Annotated in this window: 25 protein-coding genes, 1 tRNA gene, 2 pseudogenes and 1 riboswitch; of the genes and pseudogenes, 9 read left to right on the top strand and 19 right to left on the bottom strand. The window is 40.1% G+C overall.

Going from position 1 to position 25,600, the window contains the following annotated elements; genetic code table 11:
• Window positions 1–121 precede the first annotated feature (121 nt).
• The 3 genes from A4245_RS05810 (at window position 122) to A4245_RS05800 (ending at window position 2,365) form a co-directional block, all read left to right on the top strand.
• On the top strand, window positions 122–415 hold the full coding sequence (locus tag A4245_RS05810) for a DUF3219 family protein (RefSeq protein ID WP_067726602.1): 294 nt from the start codon (window positions 122–124) through the stop codon (window positions 413–415).
• Between the two features lie 125 nt (window positions 416–540).
• Window positions 541–1,107, top strand: coding sequence for a GNAT family N-acetyltransferase (locus A4245_RS05805; protein ID WP_067726600.1), 567 nt, complete (start codon window positions 541–543; stop codon window positions 1,105–1,107).
• A gap of 61 nt (window positions 1,108–1,168) precedes the next feature.
• Window positions 1,169–2,365, top strand: coding sequence for a class I SAM-dependent rRNA methyltransferase (locus A4245_RS05800; protein WP_067726598.1), 1,197 nt, complete (start codon window positions 1,169–1,171; stop codon window positions 2,363–2,365).
• A 67-nt stretch (window positions 2,366–2,432) separates the two neighbouring features.
• Here the strand turns inward: A4245_RS05800 and A4245_RS05795 are convergent, their stop codons facing one another.
• Both A4245_RS05795 and A4245_RS05790 read right to left on the bottom strand, forming a co-directional pair.
• Entirely contained in the window at window positions 2,433–3,356 is a 924-nt protein-coding gene (locus A4245_RS05795) for a DsbA family protein (protein ID WP_067726596.1), read from the bottom strand.
• A gap of 28 nt (window positions 3,357–3,384) precedes the next feature.
• Window positions 3,385–3,705 (bottom strand): winged helix-turn-helix transcriptional regulator, encoded by a 321-nt coding sequence (locus A4245_RS05790; protein ID WP_067726595.1) that lies wholly within the window; start codon window positions 3,703–3,705, stop codon window positions 3,385–3,387.
• A gap of 172 nt (window positions 3,706–3,877) precedes the next feature.
• On the opposite strand from A4245_RS05790, the gene argF reads away from it, so the two are divergent.
• Window positions 3,878–4,843, top strand: coding sequence for an ornithine carbamoyltransferase (gene argF / locus A4245_RS05785; protein WP_067726593.1), 966 nt, complete (start codon window positions 3,878–3,880; stop codon window positions 4,841–4,843).
• 267 nt (window positions 4,844–5,110) lie between these two features.
• Here the strand turns inward: argF and thrB are convergent, their stop codons facing one another.
• Genes thrB through A4245_RS05770 form a run of 3 tightly spaced genes read right to left on the bottom strand, consistent with a single transcriptional unit; the run spans window position 5,111 to window position 8,348 of the window.
• Complete coding sequence (gene thrB / locus A4245_RS05780) at window positions 5,111–5,992, bottom strand: homoserine kinase (protein WP_067726591.1); 882 nt, start codon at window positions 5,990–5,992, stop codon at window positions 5,111–5,113.
• A complete protein-coding gene (gene thrC / locus A4245_RS05775) occupies window positions 5,989–7,050 on the bottom strand; it encodes a threonine synthase (RefSeq protein ID WP_067726589.1) in 1,062 nt (353 codons plus the stop codon). Before thrC ends, thrB begins: the two co-directional genes overlap by 4 nt.
• Complete coding sequence (locus A4245_RS05770) at window positions 7,047–8,348, bottom strand: homoserine dehydrogenase (RefSeq protein ID WP_067726587.1); 1,302 nt, start codon at window positions 8,346–8,348, stop codon at window positions 7,047–7,049. Before A4245_RS05770 ends, thrC begins: the two co-directional genes overlap by 4 nt.
• A gap of 196 nt (window positions 8,349–8,544) precedes the next feature.
• Between A4245_RS05770 and A4245_RS20320 the strand changes: the two genes are divergently transcribed.
• Window positions 8,545–8,703 carry a hypothetical protein gene (locus A4245_RS20320; protein WP_199860650.1) on the top strand — a complete coding sequence of 53 codons (159 nt, stop codon included), beginning with the start codon at window positions 8,545–8,547 and terminating at the stop codon, window positions 8,701–8,703.
• A gap of 62 nt (window positions 8,704–8,765) precedes the next feature.
• Here the strand turns inward: A4245_RS20320 and A4245_RS05765 are convergent, their stop codons facing one another.
• Window positions 8,766–9,956: an MFS transporter gene (locus A4245_RS05765; RefSeq protein WP_067726585.1), complete on the bottom strand. Its 1,191-nt coding sequence runs from the start codon at window positions 9,954–9,956 to the stop codon at window positions 8,766–8,768.
• Window positions 9,957–10,174: 218 nt separating this feature from the next.
• Between A4245_RS05765 and A4245_RS05760 the strand changes: the two genes are divergently transcribed.
• Window positions 10,175–10,993, top strand: a complete 819-nt coding sequence (locus A4245_RS05760; RefSeq protein WP_067726582.1) for a squalene/phytoene synthase family protein — start codon at window positions 10,175–10,177, stop codon at window positions 10,991–10,993.
• Window positions 10,994–11,201: 208 nt separating this feature from the next.
• Here A4245_RS05760 and A4245_RS05755 read toward each other — a convergent pair whose 3' ends face one another.
• From A4245_RS05755 to A4245_RS19620, 5 genes and pseudogenes are all read right to left on the bottom strand, one after another.
• Complete coding sequence (locus tag A4245_RS05755) at window positions 11,202–11,417, bottom strand: hypothetical protein (RefSeq protein WP_067726580.1); 216 nt, start codon at window positions 11,415–11,417, stop codon at window positions 11,202–11,204.
• 144 nt (window positions 11,418–11,561) lie between these two features.
• Entirely contained in the window at window positions 11,562–11,741 is a 180-nt protein-coding gene (locus A4245_RS05750) for a hypothetical protein (RefSeq protein WP_067726578.1), read from the bottom strand.
• Window positions 11,742–11,878: 137 nt separating this feature from the next.
• Entirely contained in the window at window positions 11,879–12,619 is a 741-nt protein-coding gene (locus A4245_RS05745; protein ID WP_067726576.1) for a class I SAM-dependent methyltransferase, read from the bottom strand.
• A gap of 190 nt (window positions 12,620–12,809) precedes the next feature.
• A pseudogene (locus tag A4245_RS19625) lies at window positions 12,810–13,010 on the bottom strand (mercury(II) reductase); the annotation flags it as partial.
• Between the two features lie 69 nt (window positions 13,011–13,079).
• Window positions 13,080–13,154: pseudogene (locus A4245_RS19620) on the bottom strand (MerR family DNA-binding transcriptional regulator); the annotation flags it as partial.
• A 204-nt stretch (window positions 13,155–13,358) separates the two neighbouring features.
• On the opposite strand from A4245_RS19620, the gene A4245_RS05740 reads away from it, so the two are divergent.
• Window positions 13,359–14,162, top strand: coding sequence for an STAS domain-containing protein (locus tag A4245_RS05740; protein ID WP_067726574.1), 804 nt, complete (start codon window positions 13,359–13,361; stop codon window positions 14,160–14,162).
• 229 nt (window positions 14,163–14,391) lie between these two features.
• Complete coding sequence (locus A4245_RS05735; protein WP_067726572.1) at window positions 14,392–15,945, top strand: BCCT family transporter; 1,554 nt, start codon at window positions 14,392–14,394, stop codon at window positions 15,943–15,945.
• Between the two features lie 154 nt (window positions 15,946–16,099).
• Here the strand turns inward: A4245_RS05735 and A4245_RS05730 are convergent, their stop codons facing one another.
• The 8 genes from A4245_RS05730 to A4245_RS05695 form a co-directional block, all read right to left on the bottom strand.
• On the bottom strand, window positions 16,100–16,300 hold the full coding sequence (locus A4245_RS05730; protein ID WP_067726570.1) for a hypothetical protein: 201 nt from the start codon (window positions 16,298–16,300) through the stop codon (window positions 16,100–16,102).
• A gap of 67 nt (window positions 16,301–16,367) precedes the next feature.
• Complete coding sequence (locus A4245_RS05725) at window positions 16,368–16,928, bottom strand: hypothetical protein (RefSeq protein WP_067726568.1); 561 nt, start codon at window positions 16,926–16,928, stop codon at window positions 16,368–16,370.
• Between the two features lie 478 nt (window positions 16,929–17,406).
• Window positions 17,407–18,030 (bottom strand): thiamine phosphate synthase, encoded by a 624-nt coding sequence (gene thiE, locus A4245_RS05720; protein ID WP_067726566.1) that lies wholly within the window; start codon window positions 18,028–18,030, stop codon window positions 17,407–17,409.
• Window positions 18,031–18,033: 3 nt separating this feature from the next.
• Window positions 18,034–18,801 (bottom strand): hydroxyethylthiazole kinase, encoded by a 768-nt coding sequence (gene thiM, locus A4245_RS05715; RefSeq protein ID WP_067726564.1) that lies wholly within the window; start codon window positions 18,799–18,801, stop codon window positions 18,034–18,036.
• Window positions 18,785–19,603: a bifunctional hydroxymethylpyrimidine kinase/phosphomethylpyrimidine kinase gene (gene thiD / locus A4245_RS05710; RefSeq protein ID WP_067726562.1), complete on the bottom strand. Its 819-nt coding sequence runs from the start codon at window positions 19,601–19,603 to the stop codon at window positions 18,785–18,787. The genes thiM and thiD overlap by 17 nt, the downstream gene beginning before the upstream one ends.
• Entirely contained in the window at window positions 19,600–20,283 is a 684-nt protein-coding gene (gene tenA / locus A4245_RS05705; protein ID WP_067726560.1) for a thiaminase II, read from the bottom strand. Before tenA ends, thiD begins: the two co-directional genes overlap by 4 nt.
• A 14-nt stretch (window positions 20,284–20,297) precedes the next feature.
• Window positions 20,298–20,783 (bottom strand): energy coupling factor transporter S component ThiW, encoded by a 486-nt coding sequence (thiW, locus tag A4245_RS05700; RefSeq protein WP_067726559.1) that lies wholly within the window; start codon window positions 20,781–20,783, stop codon window positions 20,298–20,300.
• Window positions 20,784–20,867: 84 nt separating this feature from the next.
• A riboswitch (TPP riboswitch) is annotated at window positions 20,868–20,983 on the bottom strand.
• 375 nt (window positions 20,984–21,358) lie between these two features.
• Window positions 21,359–21,431: transfer RNA gene (locus A4245_RS05695), tRNA-Ala, on the bottom strand.
• Window positions 21,432–21,802: 371 nt separating this feature from the next.
• Between A4245_RS05695 and A4245_RS05690 the strand changes: the two genes are divergently transcribed.
• Window positions 21,803–25,525, top strand: coding sequence for a 5'-nucleotidase C-terminal domain-containing protein (locus tag A4245_RS05690; protein WP_067726557.1), 3,723 nt, complete (start codon window positions 21,803–21,805; stop codon window positions 25,523–25,525).
• Window positions 25,526–25,600: the final 75 nt, after the last annotated feature.

Genomic DNA, 25,600 nt, shown 5'->3' with positions numbered 1-25,600 from the left:
TGGAAACTGTTAGTATTTAACTTATAGAGGTTGTTCAAAAAGTGGGGTAAAAATGACGCTTCCGAATTTTTTCCCCTTTTTGAACACACACTTACACGAATCATAGTCTGGAGTGATGTAAATGAATATCACCGTAATGATAAATGAGTTAACAATTGATGCCACGGACCTTCATGTTGAATCGGTGAATGTGAATGGAAATGAATTCAAGAAAGTGCGCTTTGATTTTAAAGTGGCAAGTGAGGACTATCACGAGATCACCACATTGCTTTATAAAAATGATTTTAACGTTAAGATTCCCGAAAAAAACATTGAATTTCCTGCTGTCATCAACAATTACTCCACTTCCATCACAAATCTGTATGAGGCAGATGCTGTCGGTGATTTCATACTGGAATTAATTGAAAAGGCCTGACCTCAACCCTATGATGTTTCTTTGCATCATAGGGTTTTGCTTTCTTAAAAAAAATTTTAGGAAGGAATTTGTTATGGTGTTATCGAATTTAATAATAATTCGACATTCTAAAGGGGAGCTTACATATGAATCCGTTTTTACTGGATTTTCCATTTGAGTTTGAGACAGAGCGTTTACTGATAAGGGCACCGAAACCGGGTGATGGAAAAGCGGCAAACGCTGCAATAAAAGCCTCCCTCAATGAGTTACAACCTTGGATGTCCTTTGCTCAGCAAGCACCAAGCGAGGAAGAGACCGAAATAAATATTCGGCAGGCTTACATAAGGTTTTTATCTAGGGAAGGTTTGAGGTTTCATGTCTTTTTGAAGGAAACAGGGGACTTTATTATCTCCACTGGTCTCCATCGAATAGATTGGGACATCAGAAAATTTGAAATAGGGTACTGGGCTGATACACGCTACACAGGGAAAGGTTATGTTACCGAGACAGTCGCCGGTCTGACGGATTTTGCTTTTAATGAACTGAAAGCAAACCGTATCGAAATCCGATGTGATGCCAAAAATATAAAAAGCCGCGCCGTTGCCGAGAGACTGGATTTCGAACTTGAAGGGACTTTAAGACAAGATAGTTTGTCTGCAGATCAAAAGGAATTGAGGGATACCTGCATCTATGCAAAAATCAGAGAGGAATAGTATTGCTTTCGCGTTTGCCAAAAAAATGCGATAATGTAAAAAAACAGGATTGGATGACAATATGACAGAATCAATTGATTTAAAAGTAAAACCGGATTTTATCGGTCATTATAAAAACCACTATCCGTTGATAAACAAGGATGCAGTCATGAATCCAGGAGCTTTGGCGGAGGAAGGGGCCCTCGTCCATCTTGTCGATGGGCAAGGCAACTTTCTTGGGAAAGGCTATCATGGAAAGCAGAACAAGGGACTTGGCTGGGTGCTTTCGTTTAATGAAAAAGAGAAAATTGACGCTGTCTTTTTTAAAAATAAAATTCTGACGGCAATCAATAAGCGTCAATCATATTATAAAGATGAACACACAACTGCATTTCGTCTCTTCAATGGGGAAGGCGATGGGATCGGTGGGCTGACCATCGATTATTTTGATGGTTATTACCTGCTCAGCTGGTATAGTGAAGGAATTTACTCATTTAGGGACAAGGTTATCCGTGTGCTGGATGAGTTAGGTGACTATAAAGGAATATATGAAAAGAAGCGCTTTGATACGAAGGGACAATATATTGACGATGATGACTTTGTAAAGGGGGAGCGCGGTGAGTTTCCTATTCTTATTAAAGAGAATGGGATGAATTATGCCGTTTACTTGAATGATGGAGCAATGGTAGGAATCTTCCTGGATCAGCGAGAGGTCCGAAAGGCTATCCGTGATCAGTATGCAAAGGACAAACATGTGCTGAATACATTTTCATATACTGGTGCATTCTCTGTTGCTGCTTCCCTTGGCGGAGCTGTCAAAACAACCAGTGTCGATCTTGCCAAGCGCAGTAAAAGTAAAACAATCGAACAGTTCAGTGTGAACGGGATTGATTTCGAACAGCAGGATATCATTGTAATGGATGTCTTTGATTACTTCAAATATGCGAAACGGAAAGAATTGAAGTTTGATTTGGTTGTACTCGATCCGCCAAGCTTTGCCCGTTCAAAAAAACATACATTCAGTACGGCAAAAAACTATCCGGATTTGATCAAGGATACACTCGCAATTCTTGAGAAAAACGGAATTATCGTAGCCTCCACAAATAATGCCTCCTTTGGAATGAAAAAATTCAAAGGATTTCTTGACAAAGGCTTTAAGGACATGAAAGTGAAATATAAAATTCTCGAGGAATATTCATTGCCATCTGATTTTCAGGTTGACCGAAACTTTAATCAGGGGAATTATTTGAAGGTAGTTATTTTACAGAAGATAAATTAGCAGAAACCCGCTTTTGAATGAAGCGGGTTTACATATTTTTGGCATCTGCTTACCGTTTATCACTCAATCAAGTTATCGCAAAATAAGTTTCTCCCAGAAGCTCTTTTGATTCATATTTTACATCTGAAAGTTCCTTTTCGACAAAGGTCTCAACATCTTTTTGCTCGATATCATACATGACTTCAATTTCTTTGGAGAATAGCATTTTTTCTTTTCCAAGCAGAATAGGAAGTGTTGGTTGTTGTTTTGGTTGAAGTTCTTCTGTCTCAAGGACCTGTTTTAACCCGTTTATATAGTATTCCAATGAGCGCCCTCCCGTAATTTTTACTCCCTTATTGTCTTCATTTACAAGAATAATTGTAGGAAAACCCCTTACTCCAAGACTTCCGGCAAGTTGCAGATCTTCGTTCAGTAATTGCTTTCCGGCAGGTAATTCGGCTTCTTTGACAATCTTTTCCCCATCCAGGTTTAGATTGTCTACCAGTTTAATCAATACATTCTCATCCGCAATGTTTTCATTGAAGGCAAAGACAGCCTCTCTTGCACGACGCAGAAAAACGGGAGCAAGATTCTCATCGTATTTCTGAATAACTTTAAACACTCGTGATGGTGGATAGGAAGACGCTACTGGATTGTCATGCCATAGGGACCCGTCGATTGGCATCCGTGTTTGTTCTCCTACTTCCCGCCAGTGACCGGCAACATCAGATGGACCGGCGATGCCATTTTTAACATCGGCAAATCCGCCGTCCCATTTCTCGAGCAGTCCACCCATTACAGTATGCACGTTAAAATAATCACCATATTGCTCAAAAAACCTGCGCAGCTGTGGTTCAATAGCCCAGCAGTGGGAACATATCGGGTCTGTCACATAATAGAGATCGACTGACTTCTTTGGTTTGCTGAAATCAATCATTTGCATTCCTTCCTCACCTGCATCACCACAAATACCTGTTTCTGGGTTACAAACCATACGATTGTTATTTACCATTTCACCATTCCCTCTTTCTATTTATTGATTAAATGTCTACTTCCATATTTGTCTGTGCCCATTTTTGAAGGGGCTTAAGACTTTCTGCGAGCGAAATGCCCTTTTCGGTCAATCGATAGGAAATAACTACAGGAGAACCTGTTTCAATGATTTTTTCCACTAGACCAATCTTGGCAAGCTCAGATAGCTTTAAAGAAAGGGCTCGGGGAGTTATCCCGGTCAAATCACGTTTTATTTCTGAAAAATGCGCCTGTTCATTAGCACAAAGTGATAAATAGTGGATAATTTGCCCATTCCATTTTTTCCCTAGAATTTGGAATGAAGCCTCAATATAAGGACAAACTTTCATGCGAAAACACCTCTTGTTAAATATTATATCTGATATAAAAAATATATCAAGTATAAAAATTATACCTTTTATACTTTTTAAAAATTAATGTAAATTTATAAAAAACTATTGTATAATTATACTTTTTAATGCATAATGATTCATACAATCACTTTTAGAGAGGTGTTCATTTATGGTAACGAAGGTAAAAGAAATTGACTTTCAACAACAGGGATTAAAGGGCAGGGACTTTTTGACACTTGCTGATTATACACAAGAAGAAATCAACTACTTAATTGATTTGGCAGATTATATAAAAAAACAGAAACAAGAGGGCAATGCTTTCGAGCCCCTCAAGGGAAAAACCTTAGGAATGATATTCGAGAAATCTTCAACAAGAACGCGTGTCTCTTTTGAGGCAGGTATCTATCAATTGGGTGGTCTGGGAATATTCCTGAGTTCAAAAGATATTCAGATTGGCAGAGGAGAAACGATAGCAGATACTGCTCAAGTGCTTTCTGGTTATTTGGATGGGATTATGATCCGTACTTTTTCCCAGAAAACAGTAGAGGAGCTTGCAGAATTTGCTTCGATTCCAGTAATCAATGGATTGACAGATTTATACCATCCTTGCCAGGTTCTGGCGGATCTGCAGACAATTAAAGAAACAAAAGGAACTCTTAAAGGTGTAAAAGTCGTTTATATCGGTGATGGGAATAATATGGCCCATTCCCTTATGATGGGAGCTGCAATAATGGGAATGGATCTTGTAATTTCTGCGCCAGCTGGGTACCAACCTGATAAGGCAGTTACTGAAAAAGCGATTCAAATAGCCGAGGAGCATCATGCGAAAATCAGTATTGAGGTTGATCCTTCGGTTGCGGTGAAAGATGCCGATGTAATTTATACGGATGTATGGGCTAGTATGGGGCAGGAAGAGGAACAGCTGAAAAGAGAACGGGACTTTGCTGAATATCAGGTAAATGCCACATTATTATCTAAAGCCAAAGACGACGTTACGTTTATGCATTGTTTGCCTGCACATCGTGGAGAAGAAGTATCCGCCGAAGTGATTGATGGAAAACATTCCGTAATTTTTCAGCAGGCAGAAAATCGCCTGCATGCACAAAAAGCACTCATGACTGCATTGATGGGGTAGAATTATATAACTGTTTAAGCCGGCCTAGCCTGGGAAGCCATAATCTAATCGATGGATTTTCATGCTGGGTTAGCAAATAACTGCCGTTAATCATTATCAACGGCAGTTATTTTTTGTATTAAAAATGGACATTAGTAGAGGTGAATCAAGAATAATTGGATTTATCATTTTGTGTTGTTTATCTAAAGGATATGTTAATCTATCATGATTCCGACTAAACAAAAAAACACTTGTAGCTTCAAGTGTTTTTTTAAATACGATTTATTATTATTCTGCAACCAAGCCCTGAACATCTATGTCTAATACTTCTACACGATAGCCAGGCAACTGATCTTTCATCTTTCTTGCAATGGCTTGTCCCTCGCCTTTTGGAACAAGTGAGAGCATTGTTGGTCCGGCTCCACTGATGACCGTCCCATATGCCCCATTATTCTTCGCTTCAGAGCGTATACGGTCATAATTAGGAATAAGTTTGGCACGAAATGGTTCATGAAATTGATCACGTTCCATCATTTTGCCGGCAAGTGCATAGTTTCCGGACAACAATGCAGCGACAACCATATTGCCTATACCACTTGCAATTGCTGCATCATTTCTTGAATAACTGTCAGGTAAAACTTCGCGGGCTTCTTCTGTCTTAAGCTCAACTTCAGGTATATACAAAACTAAATCTACATCCAATGAAGGTATTTGAATCCAATCAATTTCATCTTTGGTTACCGTTGAAATGACCAGACCGCCATATAATGCCGGGGCGATATTATCCGGGTGCCCTTCAATTTCCGTACCATATCGGAGTTTTTGCTCGGAAGTCAAACGAAGACCGCAAGCTTTGTTTGCCAATTCAATACCTGCAAGTATTGCGGAAGCACTGCTGCCAAGTCCACGGGCCAAAGGAATGTCACTCGTTTCGATTACTTTACACTTAGGAAGCTGTTCATTATGGCGTTCTGCCGTTTGTTTTGCTATCTGATAAATGAAATGGTCTTTATGGCTGCAGTTGGAATCGGATGACTGGGAACTGAACTCCCAGTCATCCGATTCTGTTACTTCCAATGTTAAATAAAGATTTACAGCTAATCCCATAGAATCGAATCCCGGTCCGATATTGGCGGAGCTTGCCGGAACGGAAATTTTAAATGGTTTCATTCTTTTACCATCTCTTCAATAAAGCTTATGACAGCTTTTTCATCATTCGGCAGGGAAACGGGGTTAATTTCCATTTGGTCAATAGCAGTCTGCGGATCCTTTAATCCATTACCTGTTAAAACAGCGACAACTTTGCTTCCTTTTTTAATGGTTCCATTGGCGCACTGCTGGATGATCCCTGCAATCGATGCACAAGAGCCTGGTTCGGCGAAAATACCCTCTTTACTTGGCAACATTTTAAATGCATGTAAAATCTCTTCATCAGTAACGGAACCGATCATCCCGCCAGATTCTTCCCTGGCTTTCACAGCAAGACTCCAGCTTGCCGGATTTCCAATGCGTATTGCAGTCGCTACTGTTTCCGGATTATCAATCACTTTATCCTGAACAATTGCTGCTGCACCTTCAGCTTCAAAACCAAACATTTGTGGAAGTCCACTTTGTTTTTGCTCATTATATTCTTTAAAGCCTTTCCAGTAAGCACTGATATTCCCGGCATTTCCAACAGGGATTGCAAGTATGTCTGGTGCTGAGCCCAATTGGTCACAGACTTCGAAGGCAGCTGTTTTTTGGCCTTCCAGACGGTATGGATTCACAGAATTCACCAATGTGACAGGTGTTATCTCGCTTACTTTCTGTACCATTTTCAATGCCTCATCAAAGTTTCCGTCGATTTCTACAATTTCTGCACCATACATCACAGCTTGGGCAAGTTTTCCAAGGGCGACTTTTCCTTTTGGAATAACAATGATTGCCCGTATTCCAGCTCTGGCAGCATATGCGGCTGCAGCGGCAGAAGTGTTCCCTGTTGAAGCGCAGATAACCGATTTGCTTCCTTCTTCGATTGCTTTTGCAACAGCAACGACCATTCCCCTGTCTTTAAAAGAACCGGTTGGGTTAGCGCCTTCCACTTTCCCATATAATTCAATTCCCAATTCCTTTGATAGGTTAGAAAAATGAATTAACGGTGTATTTCCTTCCATCAATGAGAGGGGAGGGGTATTTTCAGTTACAGGTAAATATTGTTCATAATGGTCTAATAGGCCTTGCCAGTTCATGTAACTGCATCTCCTTCGACTTTGTAGTAACTTTTTACTTCCATGACAGCATCAAGCTCATGAAGATTTTCAAGTGCATTGCGGAAGTTTTCAAGTGTTGTATCGTGCGTGATAAAGATAATCTCTGCATATTCGCGCTTTTTGTCAGGTGTTTGCAGAATTCGTTTGAAACTGATGTCCCGCTCATGGAATAGAGAGGAAATCGTCGAGAATACTCCTGCTTCATCTCTTGCAAAGAGTCTCACATAATATTGTGCATGACGTTTTTCCGCAGTTTTCAATGCTTTCTTGAAATGTGGTTCAATCCATTGGTTTCCGGTAACGCCCAGACGGAGATTTTTAATCACAGTAATGAGATCGGAAACGATTGCCGTAGCGGTAGGCAGACTTCCTGCCCCGGGACCGTAGAACATCGTTTCACCGACAGCTTCTCCATACACATAAACGGCATTGAACTCATTTTTGACTGCTGCTAACGGATGACTTTTGGCCAGGAGGGTAGGCTGTACGTTAACCTCCAGCTCATGGTCGTCAAAATTGGCAAATCCAATCAGTTTCATCGTATATCCAAGTTTATCACCATATTGCAGGTCTTCCAATTCAATACCCCTGATTCCTGTTACTTCGACATCCTCAAGATCGACAGAGGTTGAAAAAGCCAGTCTGCCAAGGATAGCCATTTTTCTTGCGGCATCCAGACCGTCCACGTCAGAGGATGGGTCAGCTTCAGCGAAACCGAGTTCCTGCGCCTCTTTCAATGCATCCTCATAACTGACACCTTCACTATCCATTTGCGTTAATATGTAATTTGTTGTTCCGTTTACAATTCCCATTACCTGTTGGATATGATCTGAGGAAAGACCCTCGACAATACCTCTGAGGATTGGGATACCACCGGCAACACTTGCTTCATAGTAAAAGTCGCATTTATTTTGGTTTGCAGCTTCCTGAAGTTCCGGCCCATGCAATGCAACAAGATCCTTATTTGCAGAAACGACATGCTTTTTAGCGGAGAAAGCTTTTAGGATATGCTTCCTTGTCTCGTCAATTCCGCCCATTACCTCGATAATAATATCAATCTCCGGGTCATTTAAAACGTCATCCGGATTGGTTGTCAGAACCGTGCCATTAATTTCCACGTCACGTGCTTTTTCCAGATTGCGAACGAGAACGCTTTTAACTTGAACACTGCAGCCAAGCTGATGTGCAAGTTTATCCTGATGGTTTTCAATTAGCTTAATAACTCCTGAACCAACAACACCTAAGCCTAAAAGTCCTACAGATATTTTATTTTCCAAAAAATCACCTCATATAGCCTTATCAGAAAGACTTCAATTTGTATATTTAATTCATTTAAACATGAAAAACATAGTATGGCAATAGCGAATTTTTGAACAATTACATGAAGCGTTTTCAAAGTGAGAGCGGGATAATGAACAAAAACATGAACGGTACAATAGACTATTATAAATCACGCAATTGGGGGAATCAACAATGAGGGAAGCAGTTTCAGGGGCTGTGTTCATTATATGTCTGGGTCTTGGGTTTACAATCGGTCTATTATTAGGAAATATTGAATTTGGTGGTGCTTTCGGGCTGGGAGCAGGACTGATCAGTATTCTTGTTTTACGGAATTATGAAAAATACAGATGAGAATGGGACCATGGACCAGCTCACTCGAATTGGCCCAAATATGAAGCTATAAGAAAAACCCACTAAAAATCAGTGGATTTTTCTCTCGTCCTTTTCGACAAATTTCGGGAAGTGACAGGCACCCTAATGGATAGGGTTGCGGTGAGGAGGGCGAGAGTGACGATCATTCCTCCTACGAATGCATTTTTCTCAATGCCGACCTGATCGACGACGATACTTCCGACAAATGAACCGACCGCAATACCTAAATGCAGTGATGAATTGTTTAGGCTGATCAAAATATCTGAATTACCTGGAGATGATTCAATCAGATAGCTCTGAATTGGCGGCGTTATAGCCCAGCTCATTGTTCCCCATACGACCATCATAATGAAGAAGAAGGGTATGGAAAATGTAGAAAGTGGTACGGTCAATATGGCGATGATAAAAATGACGATAACTGACAGGATGGTCGGCTTGGAACCGAAATAATCGGAAAAAGTGCCTCCAAGCGCTCCACCACTTACGGCAGCAACACCAAATACAAGGTACACGATACTGACCCACATACCATCAAGTCCCATTGTAACTTTTACAAAAGGAGTCAAATAGGTATAGAGTGTGGAATGACCTGCTAAAACAAGGAAGGTCGTTGCATGGGCCAACAGTATTTTACTACTTTTTAACGTGCTCAGCTGATCCGTAAAGGAAACGGAAACGTTACTCGGACTAATTTTCTTCATAAAGAAGAACACACCAGCTATTGAAAATAATGTTAATACCGAAATGAAAACAAATGGTGCGCGCCATCCAAATGCGTTTCCAAGCATTAAACCAAATGGGATGCCAAGTACAAGTGAGCCGCTGACACCCATGTTCACAATTCCGATAGCACGGCCACGATATTCGGGTGCTACGATTGTTGAAGCCATGGTTACACATAGTACAATCAACAGGGAAGCACTTGCTGCTGAAATGATTCTGCTAATAAATAAAACGCTATATACTGGACTGGTGAAGGCTAGTATATTACTCAGCAGAAAAATAAATAATGTAATTAAGGTCAACCGTTTTCTTTCAATTTTTGCGGTCAAAAATAGTAATATCGGTGAAGCAACAGCGAAAACAAGTGAAAAAACTGTAATTAATATACCAGCCTGCCCCACACTGACATTCAGGTCGATGGCAACCAGATCGAGAATGCCACCTATAATCAACTCGACCATCCCCACGACAAAGGAGACAATCGTTAATAAATATACGCGTTTATCCATATTCCTACGCCTCTCTAATTAAAATCTAACAGTACAATAGTAGACCTAATTCCCGTCTCCGACAAGAAAAAAACGTAATCGCAGTTTATTTTTAGCAAAAAATCGACAATATACGTCAAAAACCGGGAAGTGACAGGCACTAAGATACGAAACGGGAAAAAGGCGGGGGTTTTTGTTATAATTAAATTACCTCAGGAAAGTCTAAAGGAGGAAATTCGTTGAGTAATCAAGCTAAATTGGAAAAAGAAGCCATGCATGTCCTCAAACTAACTAGCAGGACGTTTTATATCCCTATTAAATTGTTGAATTCTTCGTTGAAAAAAACTGTAGGCTCAGCATACCTTTGCATGCGGGCAATTGATGAAATTGAAGATCATGAACAATTGGATTCAAAAGTGAAGCAGCAATTACTGATGGAAACAAGTAATTTATTGAAGACTGATTTTGATTCTGATGCATACGAAAAGCTTATAAAACCTTACCAATCATTGTTGCCAGAAGTTACATTGCGCTTGGGAGACTGGCTCGAATTCTGCCCTTCTGAGATTGTCGGGAAGGTTAAGGAGTCAACCAGTGAGATGGCTGAAGGCATGGCTAAATGGGTGGAAAGGGACTGGGTCGTTCATACGAAAGAAGACTTGGACGAATATACATATTATGTAGCAGGTCTGGTAGGTGTTATGCTGTCTGATATTTGGAAATGGTATGATGGAACAGAAACAGACCGTGAACTGGCAATTGGTTATGGAAGAGGCCTTCAGGCTGTTAATATTCTTCGTAATAAAGATGAAGATGCTGAACGCGGTGTCCGGTTCTTTCCGGATGGATGGACCCGGGAAGACATGTTTGTATATGCTGAAGATAATTTAAACAAAGCTGATCAGTATATGAAACAAATCGACACAAGAAATATTATCTTATTCTGTAAAATCCCATTAGCACTTGCCCATAGAACACTTAAAGCCTTAAAAAGCGGTAAAGAAAAGATGTCCCGTAAAGAGGTTGAAACTACAGTTGATGAAATCATAAATGAGTGAAAATACGTCTATGTACTAGTGACCGGTTCACTTGTGAGGTGCAAAACAGTAAAACGCTTGCTAAATATCACCTGTCACCACATAACTTATACTATTAAATTCATGAAAAAATGGCTCGGAGAATCGAGGAATGTCCAAGCCATTTTTCTTTATAATGTCTGTTGTTAAACTCTTGCACCAAATACCAATAATTCAACTGCGAAGACACTTAATCCTGTTTGTTATTTGATATATTTTCTATTTTTTTTTCTAAATCTTCAATTCTGGATTCCTGTTTCATAAAAACAGTAATAAACACCGCCAGCGGGAATGCAATAAAAATGATTAAAGCCCAACTATTATCCAAGATAAGACCAAGGAAGAAAAACGCTGTAATCCAACAAATAACGACGCAAACCAAAAATGTCCCAATAAATTCTTTCAATCTAAATACCTCATTTCATATTCTTATTCTATTCTAAAGTATATGAATATTCCTGTTGTAACTTCTTATTGAACAACCCGATCCTTTCGTGGAACAAGGATGTGGTTGCCTTATAAAAGGAAAGCACCAGTTAATGCAAAAAAGCTATTCCTCTTCTATCTTTTTTATTGTTATCAGTTTTGACATAACAAAGTGAAGCACTGCAATAGTAAGCAATAGGTCTCTATATGCTTCATCTGTCTTTAGCCAAGATGCAATAATAAAGAAAAATCCAAATGATAATATGAAAAGGGCTAAAACATAATATTCAAGTTTCAGTTCCATTTTAACTTCCCCCCTCTGTTTTTTTCCTATGATACATAATATTGTTATTTTTTGAATCAGAAAAAGACGATTAGTAAAAAAGCCGTTATTAATGGTGAACTCCTTATTGTATTGCACCAGATAGTGAAACGGTTGATTTAACTTAAGCTTCTTGACTTGATAACAATAAAGGATGGTCTTCTTTCTTCATTTACTAACTTAGGCATTTGTACTAATCCAGATGGAATTGCCTGCGGTTCAATAATCTTCTCTAGTATCAATCCATTGTCTATAAGCGTATTCAATAAGGTTGAAATCGTTCGGTGGTATTTAATGACACCATCAATATACCAATGCTGCTCTCTTGTGCCTTCTTCTTGATAGTTGTCTAAAGCCCAATGTAATTTATTTCCCTTGCTATCCTTCACCCAATTTTTCATATCGTTTCGAGCAGTTACAATAGGATGTTCAGTTGAAAATATAAATTCTCCATTTTTATTTAATAAACTTTTGACCTTTACAATCAGTTGTGAATAATCTTCTATATAGTGGACCGCCAAGGAGCTTATAATTAAGTCGAATTTTTGATTATGTAAATCTAAATCTTCTATTGGGGTACATATGTATTCTATTTTCTCATGCCCGTTTTTCTTTTTCGCCTGATCTATCATATTTCTAGAGATATCTACACCCATAACCCTTGATGCACCGTTCACAATACAATACTGTGCAAAATGGCCAGTCCCACATCCTAGATCTAATATAGATTTGTCTTTGAGACTTGAAATCGCTGATTTTATTGCTGGTTGTTCAACAAAATCATTATAGGTTACACCACTTTCACGTAAAGATATATACTCTTTAAAGAAAACAGGATTGTCATAAATATTTTGCTTCAATAGTCTCCCTCCAATTCTTTACAAATTTCCTTCATTGCTCCCTAAATCACTGAATTCAATGCCGCGATTGCTCAACAGTTCCATTCAACACTAACATAATATTCCTAATATTATCAGAAAAAGAATAGACAATCATTAATCTGATTGCCTTGTTCAACTGTTGCACCAGTTTAAGTCATTTTATTCACATTTACCCTGCACAACAAGATAATTTCGAAACATCCTTATCAAATGTAAGAGCAACTAATCTCAATCCTTCTGCCATTTTTAAATAGGGTGCAAGGCTATCTTTTAAATCCTCCACGGTCAATCCAAACTTGACTGCAAGTGTCGCTGCATAAATCACATTACCTGCATTTTCCGATACAATATGAACGCCAAGAATTTTTAACTCGGGCTCTTAAGTCCTTTATCATTGACTCAATACGCTTTAAATCTGCAATTTGTTCTTGAATTTCTATTTCCTTTCGTAATATCTGATCGTCTCTTTATTTACATTGCATTTTTCTGCAAATACACTAATTCTGTAACTCATATTATTCACCTCTCTAATCATAATAAACCGTGTAGCTTAGTACGCGGTCAAGGATAATATTAAATTTCTTCTGTTCATGTGTGTTTTCTGAATGATATCAAATATTCTCATCCCCTTGATGAATCCCTTTTCCAACAATACTTTCATCAATTTTTTAAAATTTGATGTATAATTGAAAAAAGAACTCATTTGGGGTGATACGGTTTGTCGTTAAATATAAACGAAGAAATCAATGAGATTATTGAACACTTAAAGAAAAGAAAACAGCAGTTGGTAAAGGAAGTCTCTGAAGAGTTTAACGAACTGGAAAATATGGAAGAAAATATGGATGAATTATTGACCTTGACTGTAAAAGCTTTTGAAAAGAAGGAAGGAAATGCTGAGGAGCATGCATTAAAGTTTGGCAATAATCTTGGATTGACTTGGTTAGAGGCCAGAGATTTGGATGTAGGCATCAGGCAAGTCTATGAAGTGAGAAGAAGTATATGGAGAAATTTAAAACAAATAATGCTGGAGCTTGAAGTTCATTTGGAAACTTCTCTCATAATTGCAGACATATTCGATGAGATTAATGACAAGATAATACAGGCCTACAGTACTGCGTATATTGCATCTTATAAGGAAAATCTTGATAAAAAAGAGGAAGAGTTTCTTACACTCTCTGCGCCAGTAGTGCCCATTTTGGAGGGAATGGCCATCCTTCCTATAGTTGGAGGGATAGATGAAAGCAGAGCCGAACGATTAATGCGAAATGCTCTATATGAAGCTAATCAGCGTGAATTGGATTATCTTTTTATCGATCTATCTGGTGTTTCTTATATTGATACAATGATTGCCTATCACATCTTTAAAATAGTCGATTCACTGGAATTGATTGGTGTGAAAACGGTGCTATCAGGTATCCGTCCTGAGGTATCCCATACAATGGTGAGTCTTGGTATCGATTTTAAGAAAATAAAAACATACAGCACACTGCAACAAGCTTTGCCTGTATTTATACATCTTTAAAATGTGTTCACGAATTCATTTGTAACATAGGGGGATATTATTTGTAACATTAATGATTAATACTTATAATTGAAAGCTGTGTTATAAAAATGAGCAAGTTGGTGGAGAATCGTCATGTTTATTTGCGATGAAGCAACTCAAATAATTAATTTCCATCCAACGGTCTTTAATGACAAAACGGAACACTAAATTTTAGACACTTGCTCCTGAAAAAATTAGGGGGTAAAGCGTGAATTTGAATCAGAAAAAGCGAATTGATTTGCCGGTATTCATAGTTAGCGGAGGATTTTTACTGGCATTTATTATTCTGTCATTAATTAATAACGAGAGGGTTGGAGAGGTAGTAAACACATTATTTGCCTATTCATCGGACTTATTCGGTGCATATTGGCAGTTGCTTTTGCTTGCTAACTTCTTCATAGGTCTTGGACTTGCTGTATCAAAATATGGGAAGGTAAGACTGGGAAAACAGGAAAAACCGAAATACAGTTACTTTGGCTGGGTTTCCATGATTTTAGTTACATTACTTGCAAGTGGCGGTGTATTCTGGGCTGCTGCTGAACCAATGTATCATTATATGGAGACAGCTCCATTATTTGGCGGCGGGGAATTTAATAATATGAGCGCTGCATTTGCCCAGTCATTCATGCATTGGGGATTTACTGCATGGGCTATATTAGGGACTCTCGCAGTAGTTGTAATGATGTATGTCCATTATGACCGTGGCTTACCGTTGAAGCCAAGAGGGTTACTGTATCCGATATTTGGTGAAAAAATTTACAACAATAGTGTACTTGGTTCAACTGCCGATATTTTTTCCATTATTGCTACGGTTGCTGGTACATTGGGACCGCTGGGCTTTCTGGGACTGCAAATATCTTACGGACTTAATCACTTGTTCAATGTACCGAATACATTGACAGTAAGCATTATTGTTGTAATGGTACTTGCATTGATTGCAGCTGTTTCAGCTGCTACAGGAATAGACCGGGGAATTTACCATTTAAGCAATTGGAATGTTAAATTCACTATTTTATTGGCAGCTATCGTTCTTGTGATAGGACCTACAATGTTCATTATTGATGCATTTGTGGGAGGAACAGGCGTACATTTGCAGAATTTCTTTACCATGAGTATGTACCGAGGAGAAGAGGGGTGGCTATCCTTTTGGACGATCTTTTTCTGGGGATGGTTTATCGGTTATGCGCCTATGCTGATTGTATTTATCAGCAGAATTTCTCGTGGGCGTACCATTCGTGAGTTAATTATTGCAGTTTCTATTGTAGCACCACTTGTTAACAATTTTTGGTTTTCTGTAGTTGGTGGCACAGGAGTGTTTTTCGAAAATAAGAATCCTGGTTCCATATCAAATCCTTTGAATGAAGGTGGCATGCCCGCGGCCGTGATGGCAATTACGGATCAGCTTCCAATGGGGACATTGATGGGGTTAGGTTTTCTGATTGTTTCGATCATATTTGTAGCCACAACTACGGATACAATGTCTTATACGGTCGCAGCTACAATTAACGGTACAGATCATCCCAAACGATGGTTACGCGTTTTTTGGGCATTGATTTTCGGCGCAACAACGATGGTGATTCTTACAATTGGAGAAGACAGTATTACTTCAATACAGAATTCCATCGTCATAACCGCAGTACCGGTATCACTATTATTGTTGCCGCCATTATGGAATGCACCTAGCATAGCTAAGAAAATGGCGTTGGAACAAGGGCTTATCTGGCAACGAGAAATGCGAAAGAAAGAAGATAAGAAATATTAATATTAAAAATGAGCCATCCAGTTTCTTGTTTCAAGTTTAACGCGATTTCCCATAAAAAACACAGGCGTCCCTCTGGCACCTGTGTTTTTAACGTTTTTATGCTGTTGATTGAAATAAATCATTCTAGCCTAACGTGTAGCTCGTATATAAAGCCCTACTTCAAATATTTATTAAACAGCACTTTTAAAGCCAAATAGAGTAAGGCCAAGGCAAAAACGATCACAGCGATAGCTCCTACGGCAACTAAAACATTAATTACTGTTGCCGATAGAAATGTTGCTGCAAGGTTCGTTACAACAATCAAAGCAAAACCTGCCAGAATTGCTGCCAAAAAAACGAAAGCTAACTGATACATACCCATCCCTCCTTTCCTCAGAAAATGAAGAGAAAAGAAGTATCGGTGGTGTTGGTTGAGAATGGTATTAATAACATTGAAAGGACTGGATTCTATCAAGGTCAATACCGAAATACACCCATCTAAAGCCGGTCCATCTGAAGCCGGCTATTGAATTTCTTCCGACGAATGTTGGGTAAAACCAGAATGCATCCCGTCTCAGCCAAATATAGGTAAATCGAAATAAACACCCGCGGATACCACCTGGGTCAACAGCTAAGGCTTGAAAATCTGATTGAGTTGGTGTAAAGCTTGGAGGTGGTGTTGTAGGTGCTCCTGTTTGTTGTCCTCCTCCTGGAAATCCACCAGGTCCACCGGGAAACCCGCCCGGTCCGCCAGGGAATCCACCAGGACCTCCCGGAAACCCGCCCGGTCCACCAGGAAACCCGCCTGGGCTGCCAGGAAACCCGCCTGGGCTGCCAGGAAATCCACCAGGACCTCCCGGAAACCCGCTCGGTCCACCAGGAAACCCGCCTGGACCTCCCGGAAATTGCTGTTGTCCGCCGGTTCCGAATAGTTGACCTAATAAATACCCTGGTAAGCCAAATTGTCGCTCATCATTATCATGTGGTGATTGATGGTAATTCATCTATTAATTTCCTCCCCTACAATCTTATTAGAAAACTTGTCATGCGCCAAGCCTTTTCGGCGTATGCCTTACTTGCTAAAAAATCGTTCCCTTTAATATATGGGGTATTAATCCAGTTGGGTATGGATTTTTACAGAATGGGCGGGAGAAAAATAATATCTTTCTTGTATTAAATCTAAAGTTACACTTCATAGCAATGGGGGATAGGGGATGGTCAGAGTGGAGAATAAGCGAAGTAAACGATTTGACAGGAATGAGTGTACGTACAATTCAACACCGTGACAAGACTGGATTTGCTGACGCTTCACAATGTATGCGTGATGCAAGGGTGTTTTTTGGCGATCAGCAGATGGAAATTTAGAAATCCTTCTATGTAAAAAAAGTGGAAACGGGTTTGGCGACAAAAGAAATTAATCGTACTTGCCTTCAAACCCGTTTCCAAAACGGTTATGGTTATAAAAGATATTTGATTTAATAGTTATAGGCTTACTACGGCTTGTTCAATATCAGGTGCATCCGTGATGGCTGAAATAACAGATACTCCATCTGCCCCAGCTTCAAGTACGTTGGCGGCATTATCTGGCTGTATTCCACCTATTCCTACTATAGGAAGCTCGGGAAAATGTTGTCTTAGTGCAGTAATCCATTCCAAGCCAACTGCAGATTTTGCATCCGATTTTGTATTTGTTGAAAAAACTGGTCCGGCACCAATATAATCAACCAGTTCAATGGGGCTGTTGGCAACTTCATTTCTATTTGATACAGAGAGACCGATGATTTTGTTGGGATACATCCTTCGTAATTCATCTACAGACCGGTCATCTTGTCCGAGATGTATTCCGTCAGCCTCTAAGGGATTAACTAGTTCGATATCATCGTTAACAATGAAAGGAATGTTATGCTCCCTGCAAATGTCCCGTAATTGCTTACCTAATACCAATTTTGCCTTACCAGTTAAAGAACCTTCTCCTTTCTCGCGAAACTGAAAGGCTGTTATTCCGGCCTTGGCTGCTCTTTCCAATATTATTAAAGGATCACGTTTGCAATTTTGGCTGCCCATGATAAAGTATTTACGTAAAATTTGCTTCGTGGATAATGTCATCAGTTATCTCCTCTCAAGCTGATCAATGTTAAGTGAAAGGGCATCGATAAAGCGTGGAATAAAAGTTCCGGGACCAGTCACCTCTTTACTTGAAGCAGCATATTCTGCCGCTAAGCCATAAAATTTTACAGCTGCAAGGGCTTGTTCTTCCACTTTGTCATCAGTCGTAAGACATGCCGTTAGAATGGAACCCAGCAGACATCCTGCACCTGTCACTTTAGTTAAAATAGGATGGCCTGTATCATTACGGATCAAATCGTTTTCTGTGCAAATAATGTCCGTCTTTCCGGTAATTACCGCTGTAGTACCATATACATCCCTGACTTTTCTGGCAATTTCTTCTGTATCTCCATCACCAATAGATTCAACGCCTTTTGTTTCCCATGGAATCTCGACAAGGTGGGCAAGTTCGCCTGCATTCCCCTTAATGGCTGCTGGTTTCACTTTATCTAAAATCTGTTTAACAGCTTTCGTCCGAAATGGAGTTGCTGCTACACCTACCGGATCCAGCACGACAGGTATACCCCTTTCGTTTGCAGTCTTTCCGGCAACGATCATAGCGTTTAAGTCCGGAGCTGTCAATGTGCCTATATTGATTAATACACCATTAGCCAAAGAGGCCATTTCTTGAGCTTCCTCAGTCGCCTTGGCCATGACAGGAGCAGCCCCAAAAGACAAAAGCCCATTTGCCGTAAAATTCATAACGACTTGATTGGTTAAATGATGTATTAACGGAGTTTTTTTTCTGACTTTATTAATTGTTTGATCCATGGTTACCTTCTCCCTCTCGTGTTGCCCAATGGTTAGTCGGACCGTTCCCCGAACCGATGGGAAAGGAATGCTGAATGGCTGCTGTTACAAAATGCTTTGCCCTATCGACCGCATCATATAATGGCAAGCCTTGACTTAAATAGGCAGTAATCGCTGCAGAGTAAGTACATCCAGTGCCATGCGTATTTTTTGTATTGATCCGTTCTGCGGAGAAAGTATGCACTTTTGAACCATCGTATAGAAAATCAATTGCTTCTCCCTGTAAATGACCTCCTTTGACGAGAGCGGCGCCTGCACGATATTTCTCAACAATTAATTCCGCAGCTTGTTTCATATCCTCCACCGTTTCGATCTTTTCCCCAATAAGATATTCAGCTTCAGGGATATTTGGTGTTACAACCGTGGTTAATGGCAAAAGCTGTTCTCGTAAAAAGTCACGTGCGCTTTGTTCTATCAATGGGTCACCGCTAGTCGCCACCATGACAGGGTCCATCACGTAAGGAGCCTTGATCTCGGGTATTTTCCTTGCTGCTATCTTCATCATGTCAATGTTTGCAATCATCCCAGTCTTAAATGCATGGACAGGGATATCTGAAATGACGGAATCAAGCTGCTGCTCAATCATATCAAGCGGAACATGATGAATTGCCTGAACACCAGTTGTATTCTGTGCGACTACGGAGGTTATGACAGACATTCCATAGCTTTTTAACTCCTGAAACGTTTTTAGATCGGCATGGATACCCGCGCCACCGCTTGGGTCTGTGCCGGCAATTGTAAGTGCGCATGATACTTGTTTCATTGATTTGACACCGTCCTTTTTGATGGCCACTCTTCACATGTATAAGCCATTTCCCAGAATGCTAATTCAAGTTGGCAACTTTTGCGGAATGCATCTTTTATTCGCTTTTGTTCTGTCACTGATGCCTCAGCGGCCAAAATATCCAACTGTTTTCGCATTTCCATTGTAGTGCTGTCTGATTTCGCATAAAAGTTAATCCACGTATAGAAAGGGTGGTCAGCGGTCGGGTTAAATTTCTTTACCAATTCCTGACCAATTTCAATATATGTCCATGGACAAGGCAACAATGCGCCTATCGTTTCTGCCAATGTGCCTGTTTGTGCATGGTACATCATATGTTTGACGTAATGGTCGGCAGTTGGGGGAAGTGGGTATCCCTGAAGTTCCTCATAGCCAGCACCAATGTAATCACAGAAATTATGATGTGGATGAATCTCGTCATGTAAAATAAACTGAATGCGTTCATGAAAATAGCGGATATCCTCCCGTTTGGACGATTTTGACAGGGCAACTCCATAAATCTGCATAAAGGCATTTAAATATTCAAAATCAGCCTTCACATAGTGTTCCACTGCTTCATGTGGAAGTTTCCCTTTACCGATACCTTGAACAAATGGATGATCAAATATCATTTGGAAAATATCTTCGTTTTCTTCTCTTAAAACATTTGTAAAAGTCATTGAACAGCCTCCTGTTAAACACGTAGTAGAGTTTCGGTTTTAATTCTTGTAATGATGAACCAGCCTATCAAGCCCCCGGTTATACTACTTGCAAAGAATCCCGGAAGAAAAGCCAATGCACCAACAGAGGTTCCCATAAATACCTGGGCAAAAGGTACGGCGAACAATGATCCGATTATTCCGGATCCGAAAGATTCACCAATGACAGCCGCTGGCTTTTTCCCGACTTTTTTATAAAGATAGCCCGCGAAAAAAGCACCGATCATTCCACCTGGAAAAGCCAATAATGTTCCAAGTCCAAGCATATTCCGAAGCAAGCCAATCATAAAGGCGATTGCTACGGCAGGGCCTGGGCCAAGCATGACAGCAGCCATTACATTGACTGCATGCTGAACAGGATATGCTCTTGCGATACCTGTCGGAAACCACAATAACTGGGCACCGATCGTTCCAATTGCTACAAAAACGGCCATTGTTGTTAACAAACGGGTTCGATTCATAATTTCCTCCTTTTCAATAAAGGAATGCACCAAAAAAGCCAGATCCTTAATGGACCTGGCTTGATAAGCTGAAAATAGAATGGACGTAATGTCCGACTACTTCCCTCCGCTGGTATTAGCCAGATCAGGTCCATAAGAGTCGGAAAGTGTACACATGCTTTCCTCTCAGCCCACACCATTGGGCACCCCTAGTAGTTTTGCGATATGAGATTTGTAGAACTATTGCATTAAGCATATCAAATAAAACCGCTCTTGTCATTGATGATTTCAATAATTTTATAAAGTGCGCCTTGTTATAAATAGACTGGATTGTTAACGGAAAAAAGCCTGGGGAAAGATAGAATCAATTATCTTGCAGACAGGGGATTAATTTTTAAAGCGGGTTTTACAGGGTATTCTGACAGTTAAAGATTAATAAAGGTTTTTAAAAGGTTTATACGAAATTGGACAAACGTTTGATTAAATACTTCAATTGCCACTTTTTGCAGGGATCCATCATTGAGCTGCTGTGTGAAAGGAATAACCTAAAAAAACGCTGTAAACCAATTCCATGGTTTCAGCGTTTTTTCTGTTTATGGAGCATAGCGGGCTCGAACCGCTGACCTCTTCGCTGCCAGCGAAGCGCTCTCCCAGCTGAGCTAATGCCCCGTAACTTTCATTATAGCTGTTTTGATACAACTTTTCAACCTTGATATATTAGATGAATTGTCATAAGTTTTAGCTGTAAACTGCGGAAGTTAGAGTATCAGGGAAAAGGGACAGGTTTATTCTAATACCCTTTTAATCTTGCTTCACTTATACTTTTTCTATCTGAAAAAAAACTACTATAAGCATGTGTTTAGGTATTTTTATCTGTTTTAGGAAATTACTGGGTAATAGGAACTGAATTTACAATATATTTACAAATATTACATAGTATCCATTTTCCTTTTATGCCATATTTAAGTAGGGATTGGTGCGTATTTTGACGTAAAATCTCGTATCAAAACCAAAATACCTTAAACTAAAGGAGGATACCAATGAAGCGTACAGTTTTAAGAAAAACAGTAAGTATGTTCCTAATTGTTGCTTTGGTGTTTTTGAACTTTGCACCTGTATTTTCTTTAACAGCAGCAGCTGAGAGTAATGACGTAACTGCAGAGGATTTATTTATTTCTGAGTATATGGAAGGAAGTTCTCATAACAAGGCGATAGAAATTTATAATGGTACGGGAAGTGAGGTTGAGTTATCAGAGTATTCGTTGGAGCTATACAGTAATGGAGCCTCTTTGGCAAGTCAGACAATGGAGCTTACTGGCACACTACAACATGGTGATGTACTTGTACTGGCAAATAGCGGTGCTGACTCTAAGATACTCGAACAAGCAGATATCCTTAATGATTCTGTGATTAATTTTAATGGAGACGATGCATTTAGTTTATCTAAAAATGACAACGTGATTGACATTCTTGGGGAAATTGGAGAGCAATTGGACCCCGGTGAGGACGTAACTCTAGTACGACAACCATCCATCACAGCGCCTGCTGAAGCGTATGATGAAGGGCAATGGATTGATTATGCGAAAGATACGTTTGCATACTTGGGTAGTCATACGATGGATGGCATTGAGCCGACTGACCCACCAGTGGAACCGGGTGAGCCTGGAGAACCTGGGGACGTGTATTCCATTGATGAAGCCCGTAATTTAAGTGATGGAACAGAAGTTACGGTGGAAGGGGTTGTAACGGCAGATAATGCAGCGATCAGTAATGGTTCGCAGTTCACGGCCTATATTCAGGATGGTACTGGTGGCATTAATCTATTTGCTTACAACCAGGGGGAATTACCTGATCTTACCAAAGGAGATAGAGTACAAGTTGCAGGTGAACTGGATTCCTATAATGGCTTAAAAGAAGTGATTCCAAGTTCTATTGAAATACTGGAAACAGGACAAGCATTGCCAGAACCGACGCAAATTTCACTTGAAGACCTGCAGGATCCTGATGTGGCAGAATCCTATGAGGGGCAGCTCGTTCAGGTGACAGGATTTATCAATAATATTCCAGGCAGCCCGGCCGGCGGTGGGTATAATGTATCCTTGGTCGATGCTGATTTTAATGGAACAATATTGCGTGTAATGGAGAATGCGCTCGACATTAATCAAGTTGAATCTGATTTATGGTATAACATTACAGCAATCGTAAGTCAATATAATGATTACCAGCTGATTCCGACGGAGCAGACTGATTTGCAGGTAGCGGCTGAACAACCGGAACCTCCAACTGCGGCAGGATACTATGAAACTACTGTTGAGAGAGTTACAGATGGAGACACAATCCGGATTGAGACTCCGGTTTTTGGCGAGACGAGAGTACGTTTCCTGAATATGGACACTGCAGAAACCTATGCAGCAAAAAATAATGATCCTGAAAGACAGGAAATAAATGAGAACCAAAAATATTATGGTGATTTGGCGACAGATTATATAAGTGAACTCATCCAGCCGGGAGATGAAATCTATCTGAAAATCGGTGATGAACCGACAGATGATTACGGAAGAATTCTGGCTGAAGTTATTCGTAAAGATGATAATCTGAACATCAATCTGGAAATGGTAGAAGCAGGTTATGCTTCAACATACTTCCTCGCGCCAATTGATGAAGAAGCATATCCGTTGTATCAACAGGCAGTGAAGGAAGCGAAAGATGCGGGATTGGGAATTTGGAATCCGGAAGATCCATTATTGGAGCTGCCGTTTGCATTCCGGGCAAATGATGATCAAAAAGGATTCTTAAGGTATGTTGGAAATTCAGATACGATGGAATATGTGGAACCAAATGATTGGGAAGATGTTCCGGTTGAGAAAAGAATTTTCTTCTCAAGTGCTCAGGAAGCCGAATCGTATGGATATATACCAGTTGAAAATGAAGGAAACCCTGATGAGAATCTGCTTGAATTGCAGATTTTAAGTATGAATGATTTACACGGTAAGATTGATCAGGAGTATAGGTTAGACCCTGATAGTGATGGCAACTCAGATATGTATGGACGTATGGATTATACAACTGCCGCCATTAAAGAAAGGGAGCAGGAAAACCCTGACACATTAATTGTTCACGCGGGTGACATGATTGGAGGAAGTTCGCCTGTATCAGGACTTCTGCAAGATGAGCCGACTGTAGAGATAATGGAAGAGATTGGCTTTGATGTCGGTACTGTCGGAAATCATGAATTTGATGAAGGCGTTGACGAATTACTGCGTATGATAAATGGGGGAGAACACCCAGAAGGTTTGGGTACAGAGGGTTACGATGGGATGAATTTCCCGGTGCTCTGTGCAAACTGTGAATATGAGGATTCTGGTGAAGCATTCTTGCCACCATATGCAATCGAAGAAGTAGATGGCGTGGAAATTGGCTTTATTGGTGTCAATACTGTAGAAACAGTTAATATGGTAATGCCTTCATCCCTTGAGAATGTAGCATTTACAGATGAAGCGGATGCTGTTAATGATGCAGTTGCTGAATTGACTGACCAAGGTGTTGAAGCAATTATCGTTCTTGCCCATATGCCAGCTTATCAATCTGGTGAAACGGCTTCAGGTGCTGCAGCTGATTTGGCATATGCAGTTGATGATGCGGTTGATGTCATATTCGCTGCCCATAACCATGCGGTTAACAACGTAGAGGTTGATAATAAATTGATTGTGCAGGCAGCTGAATATGGTCAGGCATTTGCTGATGTCGATTTGGCAATTGACCGTACAACTGGCGATATCGTGGAAAAAGAAGCTGAAATTGTATTTGTGAAGCAAAGTGATTATACAGCTGACGAAAATGTCGCGGGAATTCTCGCAAAATATGCGGAACAAATTGCGCCAATTATCAATGAAGTAGTTGGGTACAATGCTCAGGATCTTACAGGAAGCTACACAAATGATGGTGATCATGGCCTTGGTAACTTGATAGCGGATGGCATGATTTGGGCCATGGAAGAAGAAGGTATTCAAACGGATTTCGCCATGATGAATGGAGGAGGAATTCGTGATGATTTACTTGCCGGGGAAATTACCTGGGGTGAATTATATAATATTCAGCCATTCGGTAATACATTAATGACAGTTGAAATTACTGGTGCTGACCTATATCCGATCATCAATGAACAGCTGCATCCGGTTTATGGTCCTGATTACAGTATCAGTGGATTCCATTATTCATGGAACAGGGAATTGAACGAAGCAGTAAATATTACATTCCCTGATGGTACGCCAATTGATGAAAATGAAACATATACATTGGTTGTAAACAATTATATGGGAACTTCAGATGGTCCGATCAAAGATCTTGGTCAGAATCCAACAATGGGTCCTGAAGATATCGATGCCACAGTTGCTTTTGTGGAAAGCCTGAACAGCTCAGAAGCGAATCCAATAATTTATGGACCTGAAGGAAGAATCGCGGAAACAGATGAAATACCTGGTGAGGAAGAGCCAGAACCGCAAGTGACAGAGGTTGAGCCAATGCAAAATAATGGTGCTGCTACTGTAGACACAAAGGAACTGGAAGCAGTCGAATATAGTGCACATGTATCGATCACTATTTATAACGAGAAGAAACCGAGATCCTTACTGCTCAATAAAAAACAGGTAGATCTGCTGAAAGACAAAGACACAACATTAACGGTAACAGATCATACTAACTCAGTGACATTTGAAATGGAAGATGTAGAAAGCAAAGTACTGAAGGTTAGTCTGGAAGATTAATAGATAAAGGGTTCAGTTCATTTATGAGCTGGGCCCTTTTACTGTCTTTATTTGGAAGAGAGGGCTTTGAGGGAT

It is taken from the genome of Oceanobacillus damuensis, assembly GCF_001618145.1.
Taxonomy (GTDB): domain Bacteria; phylum Bacillota; class Bacilli; order Bacillales; family Amphibacillaceae; genus Oceanobacillus; species Oceanobacillus damuensis.
Note: the sequence above shows the minus strand (reverse complement) of the source record. Positions and strands in the feature narration are given on the sequence as shown.

Coding starts and splice junctions, on each gene's coding strand:
- A4245_RS05810 (WP_067726602.1), top strand. CDS start 122: ATGAATATCACCGTAATGATAAATGAGTTAACAATTGATGCCACGGAC.
- A4245_RS05805 (WP_067726600.1), top strand. CDS start 541: ATGAATCCGTTTTTACTGGATTTTCCATTTGAGTTTGAGACAGAGCGT.
- A4245_RS05800 (WP_067726598.1), top strand. CDS start 1,169: ATGACAGAATCAATTGATTTAAAAGTAAAACCGGATTTTATCGGTCAT.
- A4245_RS05795 (WP_067726596.1), bottom strand. CDS start 3,356: ATGGTAAATAACAATCGTATGGTTTGTAACCCAGAAACAGGTATTTGT.
- A4245_RS05790 (WP_067726595.1), bottom strand. CDS start 3,705: ATGAAAGTTTGTCCTTATATTGAGGCTTCATTCCAAATTCTAGGGAAA.
- argF (WP_067726593.1), top strand. CDS start 3,878: ATGGTAACGAAGGTAAAAGAAATTGACTTTCAACAACAGGGATTAAAG.
- thrB (WP_067726591.1), bottom strand. CDS start 5,992: ATGAAACCATTTAAAATTTCCGTTCCGGCAAGCTCCGCCAATATCGGA.
- thrC (WP_067726589.1), bottom strand. CDS start 7,050: ATGAACTGGCAAGGCCTATTAGACCATTATGAACAATATTTACCTGTA.
- A4245_RS20320 (WP_199860650.1), top strand. CDS start 8,545: ATGAGGGAAGCAGTTTCAGGGGCTGTGTTCATTATATGTCTGGGTCTT.
- A4245_RS05765 (WP_067726585.1), bottom strand. CDS start 9,956: ATGGATAAACGCGTATATTTATTAACGATTGTCTCCTTTGTCGTGGGG.
- A4245_RS05750 (WP_067726578.1), bottom strand. CDS start 11,741: ATGGAACTGAAACTTGAATATTATGTTTTAGCCCTTTTCATATTATCA.
- A4245_RS05730 (WP_067726570.1), bottom strand. CDS start 16,300: ATGTATCAGTTAGCTTTCGTTTTTTTGGCAGCAATTCTGGCAGGTTTT.
- A4245_RS05725 (WP_067726568.1), bottom strand. CDS start 16,928: ATGAATTACCATCAATCACCACATGATAATGATGAGCGACAATTTGGC.
- thiE (WP_067726566.1), bottom strand. CDS start 18,030: ATGACATTATCCACGAAGCAAATTTTACGTAAATACTTTATCATGGGC.
- thiM (WP_067726564.1), bottom strand. CDS start 18,801: ATGGATCAAACAATTAATAAAGTCAGAAAAAAAACTCCGTTAATACAT.
- thiD (WP_067726562.1), bottom strand. CDS start 19,603: ATGAAACAAGTATCATGCGCACTTACAATTGCCGGCACAGACCCAAGC.
- tenA (WP_067726560.1), bottom strand. CDS start 20,283: ATGACTTTTACAAATGTTTTAAGAGAAGAAAACGAAGATATTTTCCAA.
- thiW (WP_067726559.1), bottom strand. CDS start 20,783: ATGAATCGAACCCGTTTGTTAACAACAATGGCCGTTTTTGTAGCAATT.
- A4245_RS05690 (WP_067726557.1), top strand. CDS start 21,803: ATGAAGCGTACAGTTTTAAGAAAAACAGTAAGTATGTTCCTAATTGTT.